19 protein-coding genes are annotated in these 20,569 nt (G+C 54.7%); 11 read left to right on the plus strand and 8 right to left on the minus strand.

Translation table 11 applies throughout. The features are described from left to right. A complete protein-coding gene (locus Q0899_RS15590; RefSeq protein ID WP_299193967.1) occupies positions 1-441 on the minus strand; it encodes an ion channel in 441 nt (146 codons plus the stop codon). Positions 442-515: 74 nt separating this feature from the next. Here Q0899_RS15590 and Q0899_RS15595 point away from each other — a divergent pair, with 74 nt between their 5' ends. From Q0899_RS15595 to Q0899_RS15610, 4 genes are all read left to right on the plus strand, one after another. Further along, positions 516-1,757, plus strand: a complete 1,242-nt coding sequence (locus Q0899_RS15595) for an efflux RND transporter periplasmic adaptor subunit (protein WP_298296608.1) — start codon at positions 516-518, stop codon at positions 1,755-1,757. Between the two features lie 4 nt (positions 1,758-1,761). Then, the gene (locus Q0899_RS15600) at positions 1,762-4,800 is read left to right on the plus strand and encodes an efflux RND transporter permease subunit (protein ID WP_299193969.1); all 3,039 of its coding nucleotides are present in this window, start codon (positions 1,762-1,764) and stop codon (positions 4,798-4,800) included. 9 nt (positions 4,801-4,809) lie between these two features. Then, positions 4,810-6,018, plus strand: a complete 1,209-nt coding sequence (gltS, locus tag Q0899_RS15605; RefSeq protein WP_299193971.1) for a sodium/glutamate symporter — start codon at positions 4,810-4,812, stop codon at positions 6,016-6,018. Between the two features lie 270 nt (positions 6,019-6,288). Beyond that, complete coding sequence (locus Q0899_RS15610; protein ID WP_298359608.1) at positions 6,289-6,447, plus strand: hypothetical protein; 159 nt, start codon at positions 6,289-6,291, stop codon at positions 6,445-6,447. Between the two features lie 138 nt (positions 6,448-6,585). Here Q0899_RS15610 and Q0899_RS15615 read toward each other — a convergent pair whose 3' ends face one another. Continuing rightward, positions 6,586-8,058 (minus strand): M81 family metallopeptidase, encoded by a 1,473-nt coding sequence (locus tag Q0899_RS15615; RefSeq protein WP_299193973.1) that lies wholly within the window; start codon positions 8,056-8,058, stop codon positions 6,586-6,588. Between the two features lie 481 nt (positions 8,059-8,539). On the opposite strand from Q0899_RS15615, the gene Q0899_RS15620 reads away from it, so the two are divergent. From Q0899_RS15620 to Q0899_RS15640, 5 genes are all read left to right on the plus strand, one after another. After that, on the plus strand, positions 8,540-10,579 hold the full coding sequence (locus Q0899_RS15620) for an ABC transporter substrate-binding protein (protein WP_298359614.1): 2,040 nt from the start codon (positions 8,540-8,542) through the stop codon (positions 10,577-10,579). 86 nt (positions 10,580-10,665) lie between these two features. Further along, complete coding sequence (locus tag Q0899_RS15625) at positions 10,666-11,670, plus strand: ABC transporter permease (RefSeq protein ID WP_298359617.1); 1,005 nt, start codon at positions 10,666-10,668, stop codon at positions 11,668-11,670. 5 nt (positions 11,671-11,675) lie between these two features. Then, positions 11,676-12,812, plus strand: coding sequence for an ABC transporter permease (locus tag Q0899_RS15630; RefSeq protein WP_298359620.1), 1,137 nt, complete (start codon positions 11,676-11,678; stop codon positions 12,810-12,812). Continuing rightward, a complete protein-coding gene (locus Q0899_RS15635; protein WP_299193976.1) occupies positions 12,809-13,810 on the plus strand; it encodes an ABC transporter ATP-binding protein in 1,002 nt (333 codons plus the stop codon). Before Q0899_RS15630 ends, Q0899_RS15635 begins: the two co-directional genes overlap by 4 nt. After that, entirely contained in the window at positions 13,807-14,793 is a 987-nt protein-coding gene (locus tag Q0899_RS15640) for an oligopeptide/dipeptide ABC transporter ATP-binding protein (protein WP_299193978.1), read from the plus strand. The genes Q0899_RS15635 and Q0899_RS15640 overlap by 4 nt, the downstream gene beginning before the upstream one ends. A 333-nt stretch (positions 14,794-15,126) precedes the next feature. Here the strand turns inward: Q0899_RS15640 and Q0899_RS15645 are convergent, their stop codons facing one another. Then, positions 15,127-16,176, minus strand: a complete 1,050-nt coding sequence (locus tag Q0899_RS15645; RefSeq protein WP_299193980.1) for a LysR family transcriptional regulator — start codon at positions 16,174-16,176, stop codon at positions 15,127-15,129. Between Q0899_RS15645 and Q0899_RS15650 the strand changes: the two genes are divergently transcribed. Both Q0899_RS15650 and Q0899_RS15655 read left to right on the plus strand, forming a co-directional pair. Beyond that, positions 16,102-16,407, plus strand: coding sequence for a YciI family protein (locus Q0899_RS15650; protein WP_299193982.1), 306 nt, complete (start codon positions 16,102-16,104; stop codon positions 16,405-16,407). The two genes, Q0899_RS15645 and Q0899_RS15650, sit on opposite strands and share 75 nt — an antisense overlap. Before the next feature lie 65 nt (positions 16,408-16,472). Beyond that, positions 16,473-16,835, plus strand: a complete 363-nt coding sequence (locus Q0899_RS15655) for an NIPSNAP family protein (RefSeq protein ID WP_299193984.1) — start codon at positions 16,473-16,475, stop codon at positions 16,833-16,835. A gap of 268 nt (positions 16,836-17,103) precedes the next feature. Here the strand turns inward: Q0899_RS15655 and Q0899_RS15660 are convergent, their stop codons facing one another. From Q0899_RS15660 to Q0899_RS15680, 5 genes are all read right to left on the minus strand, one after another. After that, positions 17,104-18,042 carry a sodium:proton symporter gene (locus Q0899_RS15660; protein ID WP_299193985.1) on the minus strand — a complete coding sequence of 313 codons (939 nt, stop codon included), beginning with the start codon at positions 18,040-18,042 and terminating at the stop codon, positions 17,104-17,106. Positions 18,043-18,590: 548 nt separating this feature from the next. Then, a complete protein-coding gene (locus Q0899_RS15665; protein ID WP_299193987.1) occupies positions 18,591-18,866 on the minus strand; it encodes a hypothetical protein in 276 nt (91 codons plus the stop codon). Then, a complete protein-coding gene (locus Q0899_RS15670) occupies positions 18,863-19,321 on the minus strand; it encodes a hypothetical protein (RefSeq protein WP_298360558.1) in 459 nt (152 codons plus the stop codon). The genes Q0899_RS15665 and Q0899_RS15670 overlap by 4 nt, the downstream gene beginning before the upstream one ends. A 145-nt stretch (positions 19,322-19,466) precedes the next feature. After that, positions 19,467-19,628 (minus strand): hypothetical protein, encoded by a 162-nt coding sequence (locus Q0899_RS15675; RefSeq protein WP_298360556.1) that lies wholly within the window; start codon positions 19,626-19,628, stop codon positions 19,467-19,469. 12 nt (positions 19,629-19,640) lie between these two features. After that, positions 19,641-20,504, minus strand: coding sequence for a hypothetical protein (locus Q0899_RS15680; RefSeq protein WP_298360555.1), 864 nt, complete (start codon positions 20,502-20,504; stop codon positions 19,641-19,643). Positions 20,505-20,569: the final 65 nt, after the last annotated feature.

Below are 20,569 nucleotides of genomic sequence, written 5' to 3' on the forward strand. Positions count from 1 at the left end.
TCAGTTCTCGCCTACTGTTCCGCTCGGCAGAATGCGACCAATCAGTCCGACAAGGAATGCCGTACTGAGTCCAAAGGTCAGCAGGCCGGCCACAGCAGAAAATGCGGCGAATATACGGATACCTTCATCAAGCACGATGTCTCCATATCCAAGCGTCGTGTAGGTCACGAGCGAAAAATACACGGCGGTTTCGATATCCATCAGAGCCCCACTTTGCAAAAACCATGCCGCCCAAAGCCATATCTGAAGCGTGTGAGCGAACACGATCAGACCAAATCCTACAAGTGTTAGGGTTGGAATAAACAGAATGGATGTACGCAGCTTTGAACGGCTGCCCACGTTTACTAGCAAGGGGATACCAAATGCCAATACGCTCACATGAACGAGGGCACAGCCGCCAAGAAGAAGCGTTCCGTACGAAAGTTGCTCAAAAAGACCCATGCTATTCTCCCGCGTATACGTGGCCCCATCGGGCTGCAATGATAACCAAATTAGTTAGAGCCATAGGGGGCAACATGAAACGATTCGTCTTTTTGTTAGTGGCAGCGATCATTTCACTCATGCCTCCGGCAACGTCATTCGCTCAGCAGGAGGTAACCCGCCCAGCCAAAGTCGCGCAGGTCCAATCTAGCGAAACGGTGTTCGAGCGACGCTACCCGGCAATTGTCCGTCCATCGCTGGAAGCAGTGTTGTCCTTTCGTGTCTCGGGCCGCGTCATCGAGTTGCCCATCCGAGCATCTGAGGATGTTAAAGATGGTGACATCATAGCAAAACTTGATCCACGAGACTTCGAACGACAGATCACACAATTGGAGACCCAAAAAGACCAGGCACTCGCTCAGCTGGCCGCTTTGCGTTCCGGGGCCCGATCTGAAGAAGTTTCAGCACTAGAAGCCGGGATCGACGCGGTTGAGGCACAGGTAGACCAGGCGCGGGAACAAGCGACCCGTAGCCGGGAGTTGTTTCAGAAAGACCTTGTTGCCTCTGCCAAGTTAGAAGCAGACGAAACTGCGCTGCGTGTCGCCGAAGCCGAGTTGCGCGCCAAACTTGAAGAGCTGACAATTGCCCGCTCAGGAGGCCGGCAGGAAGAGATTGATGCAGCCGAAGCTGCGCTGAGGGGCTTGGAGACACAAATTAAAGTTGCACAAGACAACCTTGAAGACGCGACGCTTCGCGCGCCATTCGATGGGATCATCGCGCGCCGTGACATTGAAAACTTCACCAATATCCAAGCGGGGCAAGATGTCGTGTTGTTGCAAAAGCTCTCGACCGTCGATTTGGTCTTCGACGTTCCCGGCCCCGACGTAATCCGATTTGCACGAGCCAATCCGACTACTGAAGTCGAACTTGCGGGTCTACCTGGAAAGGTATTCGACGCGCAGCTTGTCGAATTTTCCACCCAAGCAGACGCTGCAACCCAAACCTATCGGGGACGCGTAAGGATTTCTGTTCCGGAAGAGGCTCCGATTTTGCCCGGCATGGTTGGCCACATCATCGTTTCCACATCCAATGGTGCATCTGCCAGCCTCTCAGTTCCACTAAGCGCAGTTGGAGCGAGTGCCAATGGATCGTCCTTTGTCTGGATCGTGGATAGTTCAAATGTCGCCAAGAAAAGCAATGTCACCTTGGGGGATGTAATTGGCGATCACGTCATTGTCACGGATGGGGTAAGTGATGGGGATACGGTCGTATCAGCTGGTGTGACGCAAATCCGAGACGGGATGGTCATCCGACCAATCACAAAGGTCGGGGGATAACATCATGGACCTCGCACGATTTGCGATCGAAAAGCGCCTAATATCGGCGCTTGCAACGATCCTCATTCTGGCTGCGGGCTATTTCGCCTATACGAGTTTACCACGTTTTGAAGACCCAGAATTCATCATCCGGCAGGCGCAGATCATCACGCCCTATCCCGGCGCTAGCTCAGAGGAAGTTGCCACTGAGGTGACGGATGTCATCGAGAATGGCTTGCAGCAATTGCAGGGCATCAAGGAGATCCGGTCGTTGTCCTCGCCGGGGCTCAGCGAAGTGTCGGTCGAGTTCACAATAGCCTCGGCCAAGGACTATCCCGACCTCTACCAACGCTTTGCCCAGATGCGCGCCAAGATCGGCGATGTCCAGTCCAGCCTGCCGCCCAACGCGCTGGGAAGCCAAGTCTACGATGATTTCGGCGATGTCTATGCGCTCTATTTTGGCGTCACAGGAGATGGCTATTCGATCTCTGAGCTCTACGAATATGCGAAGCAGGTCCAGCGTGAACTGGTGCTGGTGGATGGTGTCTCGAAAGTCACCCTGAGCGGTGTCCAAAGCGAGGTTATCTACGTTGAATATTCTTCTGCGCGGCTGATCGAGCTTGGGTTGTCTCCTTCACAAATCGGCAGCGTTCTGGAAGGTCAAAACCTCGTCACTCCCGGCGGCTCCGTGCTGGGTGGATCCACGCGGATCGAGGTACGTCCAGAGGGGGCATTCGGTTCTCTTGAGGCGATCGAGAACCTTGTGATTTCAAACCCGCAGACCGGCGTGTCCTTCCGCCTCTCCGACATCGCAACCGTCGCGCGCGGCTTGCAGGAACCAGCGCGCACGCTTCTTCGCGTGGATGGTAATCCCGCCATCGGTATTGGGATTTCCAACGTGCTGGGCGGCAATGTCGTCAACATGGGCGGTGCGGTGCACGAGCGGTTGAACGAGTTGATATCGGAGCGCCCAATCGGCATCAACGTGGAAACGATTTCAGATCAGTCGGTAAGCGTCAAAGCTTCCGTCGATGACTTCGTGATGAACGTATTGCTGGCTTTGGCGATCGTTGTGGGCACCTTGCTAATCTTCATGGGGCTCAGGTCCGGCATCCTAATGGGCGGCATTCTGATGGTCACCATCGCTGGCACCCTGTTCGGCATGTATCTCTACGGGTTAGATATGCAGCGGATTTCGCTCGGTGCGTTGATCATCGCCTTGGGAATGCTGGTCGACAACGCCATCGTGGTGGTCGAAGGCACTTTGGTGCGCGTTCAGAAAGGTGAAAACCCCGCTGCGGCTTCAATTGCTGTCGTGAACCAAACCAAATGGCCGCTGCTTGGCGGTACGATTGTGGGCTTCCTTGCGTTCTCCCCCATCGGGTTTTCGCCCGATGCCACGGGCGAGTACGCGGGTAGCCTGTTCTTCACGATCACCATCGCCTTGTTGTTCTCATGGCTGGTCGCGATCTGGCTGACGCCGTATTTCTGTACGCTGCTGCTCAAGCCCGGCAAGGTAGAGGACAAGCAAGAAAATATCGTCCTGCGTGGCTATCGCCGCCTTCTTGGCGGGGCCATCCGCCTGAAATATCTGACCGTCCTGTTGGTGTTGGCGTTGTTCGCCTCTGCGATTGTCGGCTTCTCGATGGTGCCTGCGGGCTTCTTCCCATCCTCCACCCGTGATCAGTTTGTGGTCGACTACTTCCTTCCGGCCGGGACCGACATCACGAAGACCGAGCAAGACTTGATGGAGATCGCCGAGCATGTGCGCGGTCTTGAAGGCGTGATAGGGACCAACACGGTGGTCGGCGGTGGTCATACCCGCTTCATGCTAATTTACGAGGCCGAAAGCGGTAATCCAAGCTACGGTCAAATTCTGGTCGATGTTGAAGACTACACCCAGATCGCGGCTCTTCAGGGACCGATCCTGAGCCATATCGAGGAAAGCTACCCATCCTCCCGATCCAAAGTCTGGAAGTTCGTTCTAGGACCAGGTGGCGGCTCAAAGATCGAGGCGCGCTTCTTTGGCAACAACCCGCAAGTGTTGCGGCAATTGTCAGAGCAAGCTGAAGAAATTATGGCCAACGCTGGTGCGATTGCGATCAAGAATGACTGGCGCGAACAGAAGAAGGTTATCCGCCCTATCATCAACACCGAGAATGCGCGCAGGCTTGGTTTGACCCAAGGCGAGATTTCGAACGCATTCTACTCGCACCTAAATGGCACCAATATAGGCATTTTTCGCGAAGGCAACGAGCTGCGCGACATCATCATGCGACCACTTGCTGGCGAGCGTGGCGACGTGTCCTCCTTGCAGCAAATCCAAGTCTTCAGTCAGGCCGCTGGCCGCTATATACCAATCGCACAGGTCGTTGACGACTTCGCCTTGGTGTTCGAGTCCGGCAATCTGCGCCGCATCGACCGCGCCCTTGCGATCACGGCTCAGGCGGACAATGCGCCGGACGTGCTGTCGGGTGATCTGTTCGAGGCAGTGCGTGCGCCCATCGAGGCGATTGAGCTGCCACCGGGCTACAGCTTCGAGTGGAAAGGTGAGTATGGCAATTCTGCCGAGGCCAATGCCGGTCTCGCCGCCACCATGCCGCTTGGTTTCGGTGCGATGATCATCGTGGTGATCCTGCTCTTCAACGCTGTGCGCCAGCCGCTGATCATCTGGCTCACCGTGCCGCTTGCCCTGATCGGCGTCGTCTGGGGGCTTGTCATCTCGCAAACCGCACTGGAGTTCATGGCGATCCTCGGCATCCTCTCGCTGACCGGCATGCTGATCAAAAACGCCATCGTTCTGATCGATGAGACAGACACGCAGATCACGGATGGCAAGGCGCGGATGCAAGCCGTCGTAGATGCAGCCGTGAGCCGCGTCAGGCCCGTTTCCTTGGGCGTTCTGACGACGGTGCTAGGGGTGATTCCGCTGCTTTGGGATCCGTTCTTTAAATCCCTTGCCGTGGTGATCATCTGCGGCCTCAGCTTTGCGACCATCCTGACGCTCATTATCGTGCCGACGCTTTACGTCCTGTTCTTCAAAGTCAAAGCGTCAGAGACTTAGGCTGCCAAAATGGAAACCATCGAAGTCCCTGCCTTCATCGCAGTCACGCTTGGCTTCATTGTCTTCTTCCTTGGGTCCCTCCTGACGCACAAAGTAACCTTTCTGGGCGACTACAACATCCCGGAGCCAGTCTCCGGCGGGCTGGCCGTTGCCATTCTTGTCTGGGTTATCTCTTCGACCGCCGGCCTCCAGATCGAGTTCGATCTTGCGGTCAGAGACTATCTTCTGGTGGTCTTTTTCGCGACCATCGGTCTGAATGCACGCCTGTCAGATCTGTTTCGAGGTGGCAAACTGCTGCTGATATTGCTGGGACTGACGCTGACCTTCATGGGCGCGCAAAACCTTGTCGGGTTGGTTGGCGCATTGTTCTTCGATCTGCCCGCGCCCGTGTCAGTCCTAATGGGCTCCGCCTCGCTGATCGGAGGGCATGGCACGGCAATTGCGTGGGGTCCTCAGATCGAGCAGGCAACCGGGTTTGAGGCCGCAGCAGAGCTTGGGATTGCCTCTGCCACGCTTGGCTTGATCCTAGCCGCCCTGATTGGCGGGCCCATCGCGAAGCGCCTGATCACTCGCCATGATCTGAAAAGCGTGCCGGGCGATGATCCAATTGTCGGCCTGGAATTCGTGGACGCTGCCGGTGCGGATGGCGGCATCGATCATATCAGCCTGATGCGCGGTATGTTGGCGGCCCATGTGGCGATCCTGCTGGGCTACATCGCCCATCTCGCGGTCTCGGAGACCGGGCTGAAGCTGCCGCTTTTTGTCCCGTGCCTTTTAGTCGGGATCGTGATGTCCAACACTGTTCCTTATGTGCTTCCGAACATGGTTTGGCCCGCGCGAACCAAGAGCCTTGCGGTGATCTCAGACTACTGCCTGTCGGTCTTTCTTGCCATGTCGCTGATGAGCATGCAGCTTGCCTCGATGGCCGATCTTGGTGGTCCCATTCTCGTGGTGCTGTTACTTCAGGTGGTCATGACCGTGGCATTCATCCTGATTGTGGTCTTCCGTTTCATCGGAAGCAACTATCAGGCAGCAGTCCTGAGCGCGGGCTTCGCAGGCTTTGCTTTGGGAGCAACTCCGACAGCCATCGCCAACATGTCGTCCGTCACCAAACGTTATGGCGCTGCACCCATGGCTTTCATCATGTTACCGCTTGTTTCTGCTTTCTTTGTCGACCTAGCGAATGCGATGGTCATCCAGCTCTTCGTGAGGCTGTAGTACTTTCCCTTTTTGGTTGGTCTGAGACTCCTTGATTGCCACTAGTCATAAGTTCAATCATTACTTTGGGAGAGCCTATTCTGATGGCCGCTACATACTCAATCAAGACTGAGAATGGCGACGATCAGTGTCCGATCCCGCCGTGGATAGGCGTGCCTGTAGTACCTAAGCTGAAGTTATGCATTCCGCACAAGGTACATTTTGCCGCAGCCAAAAAGCACGCAAAGCAGCCACTCAGAAGCAAAATCCTAACGGCAGATAAGTCCCGCAGTGCGTGAGTTCGACTATCCCGCAATTTTGCAGGTGCAGCAAATGTCGGCAATGCGGGCACGGCCTCAGCATCATGACCACGAGCCTAAAGGCCGCTATGAGCCGAAAGTGGCGGATGCTGCTGGTCGTACCAATGTCGGGTTCGGTATTGCCGAATAAGAGCCTTCCAAAGGAATTGCGCTTGGCCGCAAGGAACTGGCCGTATCAACCTGATGAAGTTCGCGTCTCAAAGACAGCGCACAACAGTTAGAAACGCGTGCATGTGTGTGCGTTTCTTCGCACTAAAATCCGACACACTCAATTAAGAGGAAACGTTGGTTTAGGCACGTTCTTGTACCCGAGAGAGGCATAGTCCAGCGTGCATAACGCTCCGCTGTCGCATATGATGATCCTCCCGGCTAACCTAGTAAACGCGGCGCGAAAGTGCTGCATTGACTTCAATATGACGGTCGATTTGGCAGCGGGATCGATCCCGAAGGTTTCGAACTGCTTTAGGTCAAGCATCTGGTGGGCGATGCTGACGATCAATATGTCGATGCCCTCGACCCCCAGAACAATCGTCGCGCCGAAGCTGCGCTCCAAGCCGCCCAATATAGGGCCGCTGCCCACAACGCGACCGTCGCCCGACCATTTAATAACGCCCGTGACCTGAAGAGGGCCGCCGCCGAGTTCGGGAGCTGTGCCGCCGCCAATTTTAAGTGTGACGACGGAGCCGACTTCATGATCGGACAGTGTTGCAACCGCCACCGGGTCGACCAGTGGGCCGAAACAGGCATTTTGCACGCCAACCTCCAAAACTGCTTGCAACAGATTTGTGGCATCTCCATAGGCACCGGAGCCAGGGTTGTCAGAGTAATCTGCGATGATAAGGGGACCCGCATCACCGTTCCATTTCTTCGCCGCTGCGGCGGTCTCCCAAACGGTGAGGTAAGTATTTAGGACTTCATTACGTTGCTCCCAGATGTCGTCTGCCAATGTCTCGGAAATCCGGGTATACGCCTGCGATGCCCCGTCACAAGTGACAAGCACGGTCGGACCAACCTCCCAAATATCCGCGCATGGAAATGCGCCATTGATGCTGATGGCGTAAACGCCTTTGCGAGTCTCGTAGGCGCGCGCCATTGCGTGACGGGCAATCATGGGCCCTAGGTCGGTTCGGCCTCCATTGGCTTCTTCCAGCATCGGCCTGTGGGAGCGTAAGGTTTGGGGATGAATTTCCCCGGTCATGGTCCGCTGCAGCAGCTCAGCAGCGCGGCGTCCTGTCGCGCGAATATCGACATGTGGGTAGGTCGTGAAGGAGACCAAAATTTGGGCAAGATCGCACATCGCAGTGGTCACATTGGCATGCGGGTCCAAGGTGACGGCAATGGGGATATCAGGCCCAATGACGGCACGCAGATTTCTGAGTATCTCGCCTTCGCCATCATCACAAAAATCAGTGACCATCGCGCCGTGAAGCATCAGGAACACGCCGTTCCAAGGGCCATCAGAGGCGGCCTCCATCAAGGGCGCTGTTACTGTGTCGAAGGCTTCGCGGGTAACCACCCCTCCAGGGCCGGCTGCGGCACTGATGACATGGTTGATGTCCCAGCCATGGTCGCGACCTGTATCCAAAAGCCCGGCAAGCTCGGTGTTCTTGTCACCGCGCGCCAGAATGGCCTGCTTACCATCCAGCAGATACCGATCTTGGAATTGCTGAAGCGTTGTCGGGTGAATGTTGAACGTGTTGGTTTCATGCGCAATTTCAGCGCTGAGAACTCGCAAACTCATTATGTCGGTCCTTTTGGTATGCTACCGGATAACAGAAGGGCGCGGGTTCTGTTGAATTTTGTTTTGCTGGGTTATCTGTTGCTGGCGTAGCGGCTCCGAAGAGTAAAAAATTGACTTCTTGCTCCTAATGGCACTTACTCGTGCGATCTGCTGGGAAATCCAATGTCCAAGTCATTGTGCGCGAGCCTTGCCAAGTCATGGCAAGCACCAGTCATGCATGCGCGCTATGGGTATTTGTTTTGCCAGTCGAGGCCGACAAAAAACACCCTGTAGCTTGACTGAGCGATCGCACGCTCCGTCATGATCGCTAGCGGCAAGTCGGCATAAACAACGAGTGCATTCCAGATCAGGAATGTCACACCCTTCCTGCGACATCATGTGACCCACGTTAACTGGGCTATTCCGTCTGGAAGCACGCATCAGCACGACCTCCAAAGATCACAACACGGGTGAACCGTGAACATAAAATTGGGAGATTTTAATGAAGCAAATACTCTTATCTGGTGTAATATTGACGGCCAGCGCAGGGGCTGCATTGGCCGCATGCCCAGCGGCCACCGTGTCTGACCCAATGGGCGTTGCGGCGGGGACCTTCCCCCAGCAATACGAATTGACGGAATTTCAAATGCTGGCGGATTGCACGCTGGAGATGTCGGAAAACCCCGATATCTCGGCAATGAACGGCCGCATTCGGGGCAACCCGGATATGCCGGCTTTGGCGGACCGATTGCCCGCAGAACCACTGGTCGTAGCGCCTTATGATATGATTGGCAGCTATGGCGGTACGTTCAATGCGCTGTCCAATGCAACCGAGTCCGGCACCTCCGAATTTATGTCCGTGCGCCATGTTAATTTGGTGCGTTACGCCGATGACCTGACAACGATTGTGCCAAATGTCGCCAAGAGCTGGTCTTGGAATGACGATTTCACTCAGCTGACATTTGTCTTGCGTGAAGGCCATAAATGGTCTGATGGTGCGCCGTTTGGAGCGGAAGACGTTGAGTTTTGGTATGAGAACCTGGCGCTCGACGCCAACGTGATTGAAAGCCCGAAGGACTATGTCTTGGCGGGTGGTGAAGCGATGACCGTCGACGTGATTGACCCGCTGACGGTGCGGTTCAACATGCCGTCGCCAAAGCCCGGTTTTTTGGCGCATTTTGCCAACCATTATGCGCAGGGCTTTCAGCCCAAGCACTTCCTGGGGCAATATCACCCTGACGTAAATTCAGAGGCTGACGCTTTGGCCAAGTCGTTAGGGTTTGAGGGGGGATATGACCTGATCAAAGCCTATTACGGCAGCTCTGACTGGATGGACACGCCTACGCCGATGTTGGCTCATCCTGACAAGGTTGCAAACCTACCGCTGGATGCCGCGCCCACCTTGGAAAGCCACATCGTGATTTCCGAAACGACCGAGGGGCGTCGCTTCGTTGCCAATCCTTATTTCTACATGGTGGACACGGTCGGCAACCAGCTTCCCTACATAAATGAGATGGACGAGATCTTTGTTGGCGAAAGCGAAGTGCGGTTGCTGAAACTGGTCAATGGCGAAGTTGACTATAAAGCGCAGGCATTGCAGATGGACTACGTCCCGCTGCTGATGGAAAATCAGGACAATGGCGGCTTTGCCGTTGACCTAAAGCCTGATATCACGATGCCGACTTTTGCTTTCAACGTGACATCAGAGGATCTGGAAAAACGCAAGGTCTTCGGCGACCTGAAATTCCGCCAAGCTATGTCTGTCGCCATGAACCGAGACGAGATCAACGAGGTCGTGATGTTCGGTCTTGGCACGCCGCAGCAATATATAGGATTTTCGCCCACGCCAGACTTTGTGACGTCGGAATGGGAGCAGCATTTTGCGCAGCACGACCCAGAGATGGCCAAAACCTTGCTGGACGAAATCGGCGTTGTGGACGCGGATGGCGACGGCATGCGCGAATTGCCAAATGGCGATCCGCTGATCTTGAACCTGCAAGTGGCGACCCAAGGGATATCCATCAAGATTGTCGAGCTGGTCGGCCAAAGCTGGCGCGACGTGGGTGTCAACAACACGGTCAAGGAAGTCACGACGGACGAGTATCGCTCTTTGCAATCCTCGAACCAGCTTGATGTCACCATGTACGAGAAAAGCGTCCCGCTGGCTGTCGTTCTTGGGAATGGCGAAATCTTCATTCCGCCATATGACAATTACTTCAACATGCGCACTGCAATGTTGTGGGGCGAGTATGTTGATTCCGACGGTGCAGCAGGTGTCGAGCCTCCGGCCTTTGCCAAGGAAATGATGGAGGACGTCAAAGCATTTCAGGCAACACCTGTCGGCACGCCTGAATCAGACGCGCTGGGCCTGAAGCTGGTTGCGAACATGACCGGCAATTTGCTGTTCATTGGCACCGTGAAGGAACAAAAGCCAATCTACCGCGCGACAGCGTTGAAGAACTTCACCGAGTTCAAGACAGCCTCCTACGCCTACTACCGGTCCTACCCCTACCGGCCGTCACAGTGGTTTCTTGACGAATAAGACCGCCAACTGACGAACGCGACAACGTTGCGGGCCCGGCATTTGGGCCCGCAGCAGCCGGAACTTGCTGCGGGGCACCATAATCAATGGTCCAGTTTATTCGATTTGCGGCGGTCCGCGCTGTATTGGCCTTTTTCACACTCTGTCTTGTGTCCTTCATTGTGTTCTCACTTATGGAGCTCGTTCCGGGCGACTGCGCAGAGCGCTACCTGGCCTTCAAGAACTCGCAAGGGGCCTCAATCTCCATTGCCGATATTGAAGCGGAACGAGTCCGTCTTGGGCTGGACAGGCCCTATCTGCAACGCTGGACGAGCTGGATCTTCAATGCATTCCAAGGCGAGTTCGGCGACAGTTGCATTCTGCGTCTCAACATCAATCAACTGCTCGGTCAAAAGGTCTGGCTGAGCATCGGCATTTGCCTCGGGTCGCTGCTGCTGGCTTATCTCATTGCCATTCCGGTCGGCATCATTGCCGCGACTTCGCGCAACCCGTTTTTGAATAACGGCCTGCGGATCGTCAGCTACCTTGGGCTGGCGCTGCCAAACTTCCTGCTGGCGCTGATGATCATGCTGTTTTCGACGGTCATGTTCGGTGATAGTTTGACTGGGTTGTTTTCGGCTGAACACCGCGATGCGCCTTGGAACTGGGACAAGATCAAAGACTTCCTTGGCCATGTCTGGCTACCGGTGTTCATCCTCGGCTGGTCCGCTACAGCCTTTGCCATCCAGACGGTGCGTGCGTTGATGTCGGACGAAATCAGCAAGCTTTATGTCACCGCCGCCTTAGCACGCGGGGTGTCTGGGCGCAGGTTGTTGATGCGATACCCGGCCCGTCACGCACTCAGCCCGATCATCAACTCGCTCGGCTTCGATTTGAACCGCATCTTCAACGAGCTGCCAATTGTGGCGCTGATACTGACGCTGACTGAAGCCGGCTCGCTGCTGATCGAGGCCTTGGCTAGATCCAACGATCAACAGCTCGCAGGTGCCATCATCTTCTTTCTGACCGGAAGCATAGTCGCCATTAACTTTATCACCGATATCGCGCTCGCCATTGTAGACCCGCGCGTTCGGCGTAGCATTTTGGGATAAATCACATGTCTAAGCCCAATATCTACACCACTGATCAAAGCGCCAAAGACGCCTATTTCACCGCCTCACAGGGACAGTTGATCTGGACTAGATTCAAAAAACAAAAGGCGGCCATGGTGGGCACTTGGGTGTTGGTTATCTTGATTTTGTCGGGCCTCTTCGCGCCGTTCCTGACGCCTTACGACCCAACCATCGCGGGCCGTGACAAGGACTACCTGAACGGCGCACCGACCGTTCCACAATTCTGTGACGACAACGGCTGCTCCCTGCGGCCATTCATTTATGGGGTGGAACGGGAACGCTCTGCCGCCACGAATTTCCGCTGGGTCACCAAGATCAACTTGGATGAACGGCTCTATGTGCAGTTTTTTGTCGAAGGATCCGAGTACAAATATCTGGGCCTGACCTTCGACACGCATCTGTTCGGTTTGGAAGAAGGCTTCATTCACCTGTTCGGTACGGATTCCACTGGCAAGGACATCTTCTCGCGCACGTTTCATGCCATCAACACGTCGCTGGCCGTGGGCACCATTGGCGTGTTCATCGCCTTTGTGCTGGCGCTGATCATTGGGGGCATATCGGGCTATTATGGGGGATGGGTGGATTCCGTTATTCAGATGGTGACCGATGCGGTGCGTACCATTCCAGCAATCCCTCTGTTCATGGCGCTCGCTGCCTTCATTCCAGACACTTGGAGCGCAGAAGAGAGGTTCTTCTTCATCTCAATAATCCTCGGTTTCATCGGCTGGCCGACGCTGGCGCGTCGCGTCCGGACGCATCTTCTGACCGAGAGAAACCAAGAATATGTGCTGGCCGCCCAGCTGTGTGGCGCATCCTCAGGCCATGTTATCCGCAAGCATTTGCTGCCTAGCTTCACCAGCTACATCATCGTCGATCTGGTGATTTCCTTTCCCTACATGGTGCTGTCGGAAACCGCGCTCAGCTTCATCGGCCTAGGTTTGAAAGATCCGGTCAATTCGCTGGGTGTCATGCTGCAAAACGTCACCAGCGCTGACGTGCTGCTGAATTATCAATGGTATTTCATACCAGTGATTTTTTTCATCGTCTTGGTCATGGCCTTTGTCTTTGTTGGCGACGGTTTGCGCGACGCCGCTGACCCTTACGGAGACTCCAAAAAATGAGCCGCCTGATTGACGTCGAAAACCTGACCTTACAATTCGACACCGACGAGGGCCGTATCACCGCCGTCGACGATGTCACCTTCAGCCTTGAGGCGGGGGAGGTCATGGGATTGGTCGGTGAAAGCGGATCTGGCAAATCGGTGACGGCCAAATCTCTCATGAAGCTGAACCCGCGCAATGCCATTTACGGCCCAGACACAAAGATCACACTGCATCTGGATGATGGCCCTGTCGATGTGATGTCCCTGCAAAACGACCGCGATATGAAGATCGTACGCGGCGGGGCTATCTCTCTGATCTTTCAGGAGCCCATGGCCAGTTTTGCGCCTGCGATCACAATTGGCGACCAGATGGTCGAGCAATTGTTGATCCACACTGGCTACTCCAAACCGCAGGCCAAAGAGGTCTCAATCGAGATGCTGGATCGCGTCGGCATTTCCGATCCTTTGACCCGTTTTGGCCAGTATGCCTTTGAGCTGTCCGGTGGGATGCGGCAACGCGCCATGATCGCAATGGCCCTGTCAACGAAACCTAAGTTGCTCATCGCTGATGAACCGACCACGGCGCTGGATGTGACCATTCAGGCCCAGGTGATCGACCTGATGAAAGACCTCGTGTCCGAATTTGGTATGGGCATTATCTTCATCACGCATGACCTCGGAGTGGTTGCGCAGACTGCCGATAAGGTTGCCGTAATGTATCTGGGTCGTTTGGTGGAACAGGGCTCAGTGCGCGATGTGATCCGCCGCCCGGCGCATCCGTACACGCGCGGGCTGTTGGCAGCCCTGCCAACCCTTGATGATATCGACGCGCCTTTAACGCCGATCCCCGGCGACATCCCGTCGCCTTTGGAACGCCCGCCCGGATGCGTCTACAATACGCGTTGCCAGGAGGTTTTCGGACCGCGCTGTGCAGAAGAGATTCCGGAATTTTCAAACGTTGACGGCGATCACGCGGCGGCATGCCACCTTTATGACCCCACTGAGAGCTCGACATGACCCTGACGCCTTTAATCGCAACCCGGAACCTGTCTGTTCACTACCATTTGCGCGGCGGTATTGTAGGTCCTGCGCCCTTCGTGCGTGCAGTTGAGGATGTCAGCATCGAGATCGCACCGGGCAGTTTCTTTGGCCTAGTGGGGGAATCCGGATCGGGCAAGACAACGCTTGGCCGCGCCATGCTACGTGCCGCACCGATCAGCACAGGTGATGTGTTGTTTGACGATGGGGAAGTGGATTATTCTCTGAAGAACCTTGGAAAGAAAGAATTGAAGGATTACCGCAAACGCGCGCAGCTGATCTTTCAGGACCCTTACGCCGCACTCAGCCCGCGCATGACTGTGCGCGATATTATTGCTGAGCCGCTGGAGGTCATGGGGCTGGCACAATCCCGCGAGGAAATTGATGCCCGCGTGCGAGAAATCGCGACTAAATGCCGGTTGAATGTCGAGCATCTGCGCCGGTTCCCCCATGCCTTTTCCGGAGGCCAGCGACAACGCATTTCAATTGCACGGGCCTTAGTGTCAGGTCCTAAATTTATTGTAGCAGACGAAAGCGTGGCGGCATTGGACGTCTCCATTCAGGCGGATGTGCTGAACTTGCTGAAATCCATCCAGGAAGATATGGGACTGACTTTTCTATTCATCAGTCACGATCTAAGCGTGGTGGCCCATGTGTGCGACCATGTGGCTGTGATGTATCTTGGCCGCCTCGTCGAAACTGCGCCCACTCGCGCCCTGTTTTCTGGTCCGTTGCATCCCTATACGAAGGCGTTGCTGTCGGCGATCCCATCGCTGGACCCCGACGACCGTGGCAAGGCGCAAAAGCTGGAAGGCGAAATACCGTCTCCGACCAACCCACCGCCAGGATGCAAATTCCAAACTCGCTGCCCGGTGGCAATCGACCGTTGCCGGATTGAAGAGCCACAGCTTGAAAGCGCCGGCGTTGGGCATAAAGTGGCATGCCATCTCTGGCACGAATAACTGTATCCAGTTGCCAAATGATGCCAGCCGAGAGCGCTGAGGGATCGAACGACACCAATACCCAAAAAGAAAAATCGGGAACGGACATTGGGGTGATCGCAGCAATAACTCCGAAATGCCGCGCAAACTGTGATTAACCTGGACCGTAGTTCCATGCCTGCAGCGAATGTCCGCATTGCGAGCTCCTACCGCAAAATCTCAGGTAGGTGATGAACGGCAGCTAAGGGCCGTCCCCAACACTGCGAATTCGGACCATCTATGAGATATTGCGTTGCTTCGGATGGCGGTGAGCCCCAAAGCTGCAATTGACGCGTCTGGCTTCAATGGCCACTTTCAAGTCGCGCCTAAAGTCCAGTTCAGATTGATCAGCCAATCTTTAGCTGCTGTGATTGACAGTCTTGAGGTTTGGTCAACATGCGACAACATCCATACTTCTCTGGTTGGATATCTCGCGCTTCCGCTAAATTCGACTTCTCGAACTCGCGGATCGGCTGATGCAATTGCCCTTGGCAGAAGTGTCTTGCCAATTCCTTCCGCGACGGCCCGCATACCTGTCTCAGCGTCCGCAATTCTTAGATTGGCCCGTCTTTCGGAGGACTTCACGGCGTTTTCAAGCCAACGCGCCTGTGGCAAGTCCAAGTGCGCCTCGTCATAGGTAATCCATCTCAAAGCCGCATCTTGGTCTGATGACGTCGAACTTGGAGCGTATGCCGCAAATGATAACTTGCCGAGCCTTTGGGCTTTTGTTCTCAAGCCTCCTCCGGATGGACGTGCAAAGCGCACGGCGAGATCTGCTTCTCGTTTAAACAGATCCAGATTGCCCGAGCTGGGAACGAGTTCAACGGAGAGGTTTGGATGCAACCGTTCCAAAGTGGCGAGGTTGGGAACGAGGAATCTGTTAACGATAATTGGCACCGAACTGATCCGAACACTTCCTGTAACGCGCTGTGCGCTCTCGCCAGACACTGTGCTTATCGCGAGGTTCCCTGCCTCTACAGCTTCAGCGTAAGGCAAGATTTTCAACGCTGCGTCCGTTGGTTCGTAGCGTCCACTTGCACTGCGCACGAATAACGCGGTTTTTATTGACGCCTCCAACCCTCTGACCCTGCGGGCCACCGTTGTTTCGCTGACACCCAGCGTGCGGCCTGCCTGCGTTAACTTACCTTCGCGGTGAAGCGCCAAGAGATACTTGAGATCGTTCCAATCGTGACCCTGCATTCTTGCAGAGTAAAGCGTCAAATTTACGAGGACAATCTTCAGTGTTGACGTGCCAATTATGGTCTCAGGAGACTTAACGGAGGCCAGAATATGAAGTTCATCATCCTGTTCGAAGATGCGGCAGATGCCGACCCAGACATCCGCACAACCTTTATGACCAAACACCTCGATTTCCTTGAGAAATACTCGGACCGAATAAGTGCCGCCGGACCGTTGTTGGACACTGCAGGACTTGGACGCGATGGGTTGTGGATCGTAGACGCTGGGTCAGAGGATGAGGTGGATCGACTGGTGCGCGAAGATCCATTTTGGCCGACTGGCCTCAGGAAATCGTATTCGATCATCAAGTGGCGACAGGTCTATTTGGACGGTGCGCGGTTGATCAGTCCGGGCTAAAGAACCCTGTCTCATAGGGGGAGGAAACACTGGCGCGGAGTGACGATCAGGAAACAACGACATGGATGAAACTGAACGGAGATAGCACAGGAATGATCACATGTTTTATTCAATACGAACTCACACCAGGAAACCTGGCCGAATTTGAAGCTTACGGAAAATCCTGGATTGCTCTGGTCGAGAGGTTTGGCGGAACTCATCACGGCTACCTTCTGCCCCATGAGGGGCCAAGTGATCTTGCGACTGCATCCTTTTCATTCGAAAGCTTGGCGGAGTACGAACGTTACCGGGAAAAGATCAAAACGGATGATTGTTGCCAAGCCGTCTTTGAATTCGCTCGTGAGACAGGCTGCATCAAACGCTATGTCCGGTACTTCATGCGCCCGGTTTTTGACGGCGATGCCAACGCCGCGCTGGATTTTGGTTAGGCTCGCCTTTGCGTCGGCGATCTAAGAGTTGGTGTTGTACGCCGTCAGCGAGTTCTGAAGACCCCTTACTTTGCGCTTGTAGCGAACGGCGGCTTTGCAGGCTGCGACTGCGGAAACATGAATTTCACTCGAAGGTCCGGATTGGGCCGCTATGCGAAGCTGGGGCAGGTCAAAAGTTCCAAGATGCTGCACTGCCTCCGAGGTCCGCAGTGAGCCCAATCTACTGGATGCTGCATACCGAACGAATGGTCGCTTTTCACTGCAGCCTTTACCCATCTTTGCCAGACTTGAGGTGCTTCGCGACCGGATGCAACATCATTGGTGAGAAATAGATCGGAAACTGAGCAACGGCGAAATACAGCCATGTCAGGTTTGGTACGAGCCCGCCTGTTCCGGCCAGCATCAGTCCCATGTTTCTTTGTGAAGTGAGCATCGCGATAGCAAATGCACGGTCAGGGCCAAATGCTCGAAAGACGAAATAGGTTACTGCGACCAGCAAAGCGAACACAACGAATGCGAGCGCGACGAGCCTTAGCATCAGGCCCGGACGCTCCAGGAACTCCACGCCAATCTCGCCCATTACGGCAGAGACAAAAACAAACAGAACGATAATGTTTACTCCGTCGATTTCGTCTCTGCGGGACGCGATGCGCTCCTTCCCCATCACGCGTCGAAGGAGAAGACCGGCAATGGCTGAGCCTGCAAGTATTGCAAAAAGCTTCAGACCGAGATCGAGCGGAGAAAGGGACAAATCCGAGGACAAAAAAGACGCAAAGAACGGTGCCGAAATGGGTGTAAGCGCCGTCGATAGGACGAGGGTGACAAGTACGAGCGTCGCATCGAGGCCCATCAGCGCGGCAAAGGCAGGAGCCGCCATCATCGGCGACGCCACAGCTTGCAACATCAGTCCCTGAAAAAGGGCGGGGCTCGCGTCGGGCGTACCAGTGGCAAGGGTGCCCGCTACAAAGAGTAGAGGGACTGCGAACGTCGTCCAGAGGGTGGCCAAGACCACAAGGCGGGGGCGGGTGAGATATGCCCTGACCGCAGAGATATCGATCCGCAGGAAGGCGATACAGAGCAGGCCGACAACCGCCTCGGTCACGTATGGTTTGAGTAACGCCCCGAGCGGCGGAATCAATATTCCAATCAGCACCAGAGCCGCGATCGCGCGGGTTCGTTGCTGTCCGATCCATGCGAGGGCCTTCATACGCTACTCCAGCAATCTGTTCCGCAGCTCAGTAGTATCACTCAATAAGCTTTGTTCCCTGCAACGTTACACGCCGCACCGATTTCCTCAAAGCTGCCATTGAATTCAGCTTTGTGAATAGCAGCAATGTCCGCACTGCCGCCAAAGAGTGCCTAGAACGAACGTCCGCTTAGAGGCTGATAGCGGTCTGTCAATACTCAAACCCGTCCTGCTCAATCAGTTCCGGCCTATCATCATCTCGACCGAACGGGGCGACACGACGCGGTAAGAATTTGTCTGACCATTCTCGCCCGCTTTCTGCAATCACTCTTTCATCGAGGTCGGTATGACGCAGACAACCGATGAGAGATACTAACCACTTCGTATTGCTTCTTTCAGAGTGCCCGCAATTTGCTTGGCCAGCTCTCTTTCCGGCCCGCTCTTACTAAGCTGTCCTGCTGAGAGAACTGCTGCCATTGCCCTTGCAAGTTCGCGAGTTGTTGGCTCTTGGCGCGTCGCACTTGGGTTCTGCCGGTCTTCCAGTTTGATCAACCTTCTTTTTAGCATGGTCAAAGACCCTTCAAGTTTTCACCAAAACTTGCCACGGAATGAATGATAGTCGGTCGAATCCCATACTCACCGATCCAAGATTCGGTGCACCGATGCTCAAAATCTTTACGGCTTTCGTCCGCTTTCTGGCGAATCTCAATACCACTTTCAAATTGCACGTGCGCCCACGGGACGTCACAAGCGGACGGGCCACCATGCAAGTTTTCATGGACAATCATCATGGTGCCTTTGTTTCCTCCGTTTTCCAGTTTCTCAACTCTCTTTTGAATTGTCATGCTGACTTCATCTCCAAATTTGATACTCGTTTTTCCAGTTCGGTTAACTCAAGGGTTCGGCGAAACTGATCAATCAGCGCCATTACGGAGGATGCTTCGTGTGGGGTTAACGTGCCGTTGGAGACTGCGGCCAGCACTGCCCTCGCCCCACCCGCAGCTTCGTCAGCCGTATCGATAGTCGGCAGATCAAATTGAACCGGTTGATCCTTGGGGGGCGGTGCGATCCGTTCCATGCACAGCCTCAAAGCGGTACTATCTCCTTCGAGCGCTCTGGAGATTGCAGCCTGCGTCAACTCCTCAGCTTGACCATTTAGTAGCCCCAGAACGGCAACGGTGGCCTTGTTCCGCGCTCCCTTTGGACGACCGGGATTGCCTTTTGCAAAGTTACCGGTTTCGTCAGTGTATGGCGTTTTTGAAGCGTTATTACGCTTAATTTCTGGTACATCTTTACGCATTGGGACCTCGCTTTATGACGGCATTATTTGCTTCCGCTTTGGAATGCGCTGTTGCGATTGCGCAATTCAATTCTTCCAATGTGGTGTCGGAGAAGTGTTCAGAAAGCCGCGCCAAGAACAGACCCCGCAGGTTCTTCAGGGCTAACTAGTGTTTTGAAGTCAGCAGGCCCGTCAATGATCCGTGGTTCGTCATATGGTCCCATTGGTCAGTTCCTTGGTTATCGTGATGCGGCGCGAGCAGAAATGCCAGATATGTGAGCCCGATTGGGATGATCTGGTCGTGGTGTGTGAGGACGTAGAGGATCAACAAACTGCTCCTTCACCCACCTGCAGCGCTTCTGGATTCCATCGCCAATTTGCTCCGTTTGATCATTGAGCTACGCGTCAATCCATCTCCACCAATTCTATGCAACTCCACCGGCTGCTCAGAAGGTGCCTCGTCTGAACGATGCGATGAATTCGAGAATTGCGCCGTCTTTTTTTCGTCTCCGTCTTTTTTTTGTGTCGTGTAGGTGTCGTCTCGTCTCGTGTCGTATGGCGGCAGGGTGTCTACAGGGTGGGGGCAGGGTGGCGCCTCGAGAGAAGAAAGTGCATCATCACAAAGTGGAAAAAGAGAACAAATCTCGGCCCTTACGGCCTTGCCAGATTCCAGAACCTCGGTTGCCAGCGTGTTCATGAAGGTGTTTCCGTAGTCTTGGTAGGTTTGGCGGAGAAATGGCTGAAAACACTCCCGCAATTTTGGCCAGTCAGGGCTGTCTTGCTTCCAACCCTGGGCACGTCGAATGGACCCAACAACGAACTCGGAAACTGATCTGCAGTACATGTCCAGATTTACGCTGTCGGACATGTAGTAGTCGCCAACAAGACTGATCATTCGCGACGCATTCTCGGGGCAGTTTTTCTTATGAAACCACGCCACAATGCGAACCACTTGTTCATCAGGGTCGAACTCGATCAAACCGACGGTTTCGAGCTCATCGATGTAGCTTTCAAGTTCCGAAACCGAGAGAGACGCGTCATCTGCCCAGACAGCTAGCGGGTATCTAAACATGCCGGTGTAATTGCCAAGGGGAGAGAGGTGGGCGCATATGTACGCCCACCGTGCCTTGTGTGATTGAAGCTTCCTAAGCTTCTTGGAAGAAGGCAGCGTGCAACCAATTTGCGCATACGAACGGCTGGCCATCAGATCACTTCCCCGTAATGCAGCCGGGCGATCAGCGCGGCAAGAGTTGGGGCAAGGCTATGGGT

Source organism: uncultured Litoreibacter sp. (assembly GCF_947501785.1).
Classification (GTDB): Bacteria; Pseudomonadota; Alphaproteobacteria; order Rhodobacterales; family Rhodobacteraceae; genus Litoreibacter.

Coding starts and splice junctions, on each gene's coding strand:
- Q0899_RS15590 (WP_299193967.1), bottom strand. CDS start 441: ATGGGTCTTTTTGAGCAACTTTCGTACGGAACGCTTCTTCTTGGCGGC.
- Q0899_RS15595 (WP_298296608.1), top strand. CDS start 516: ATGAAACGATTCGTCTTTTTGTTAGTGGCAGCGATCATTTCACTCATG.
- Q0899_RS15600 (WP_299193969.1), top strand. CDS start 1,762: ATGGACCTCGCACGATTTGCGATCGAAAAGCGCCTAATATCGGCGCTT.
- gltS (WP_299193971.1), top strand. CDS start 4,810: ATGGAAACCATCGAAGTCCCTGCCTTCATCGCAGTCACGCTTGGCTTC.
- Q0899_RS15615 (WP_299193973.1), bottom strand. CDS start 8,058: ATGAGTTTGCGAGTTCTCAGCGCTGAAATTGCGCATGAAACCAACACG.
- Q0899_RS15620 (WP_298359614.1), top strand. CDS start 8,540: ATGAAGCAAATACTCTTATCTGGTGTAATATTGACGGCCAGCGCAGGG.
- Q0899_RS15625 (WP_298359617.1), top strand. CDS start 10,666: ATGGTCCAGTTTATTCGATTTGCGGCGGTCCGCGCTGTATTGGCCTTT.
- Q0899_RS15630 (WP_298359620.1), top strand. CDS start 11,676: ATGTCTAAGCCCAATATCTACACCACTGATCAAAGCGCCAAAGACGCC.
- Q0899_RS15635 (WP_299193976.1), top strand. CDS start 12,809: ATGAGCCGCCTGATTGACGTCGAAAACCTGACCTTACAATTCGACACC.
- Q0899_RS15640 (WP_299193978.1), top strand. CDS start 13,807: ATGACCCTGACGCCTTTAATCGCAACCCGGAACCTGTCTGTTCACTAC.
- Q0899_RS15650 (WP_299193982.1), top strand. CDS start 16,102: ATGAAGTTCATCATCCTGTTCGAAGATGCGGCAGATGCCGACCCAGAC.
- Q0899_RS15655 (WP_299193984.1), top strand. CDS start 16,473: ATGAAACTGAACGGAGATAGCACAGGAATGATCACATGTTTTATTCAA.
- Q0899_RS15660 (WP_299193985.1), bottom strand. CDS start 18,042: ATGAAGGCCCTCGCATGGATCGGACAGCAACGAACCCGCGCGATCGCG.
- Q0899_RS15665 (WP_299193987.1), bottom strand. CDS start 18,866: ATGACAATTCAAAAGAGAGTTGAGAAACTGGAAAACGGAGGAAACAAA.
- Q0899_RS15670 (WP_298360558.1), bottom strand. CDS start 19,321: ATGCGTAAAGATGTACCAGAAATTAAGCGTAATAACGCTTCAAAAACG.
- Q0899_RS15680 (WP_298360555.1), bottom strand. CDS start 20,504: ATGGCCAGCCGTTCGTATGCGCAAATTGGTTGCACGCTGCCTTCTTCC.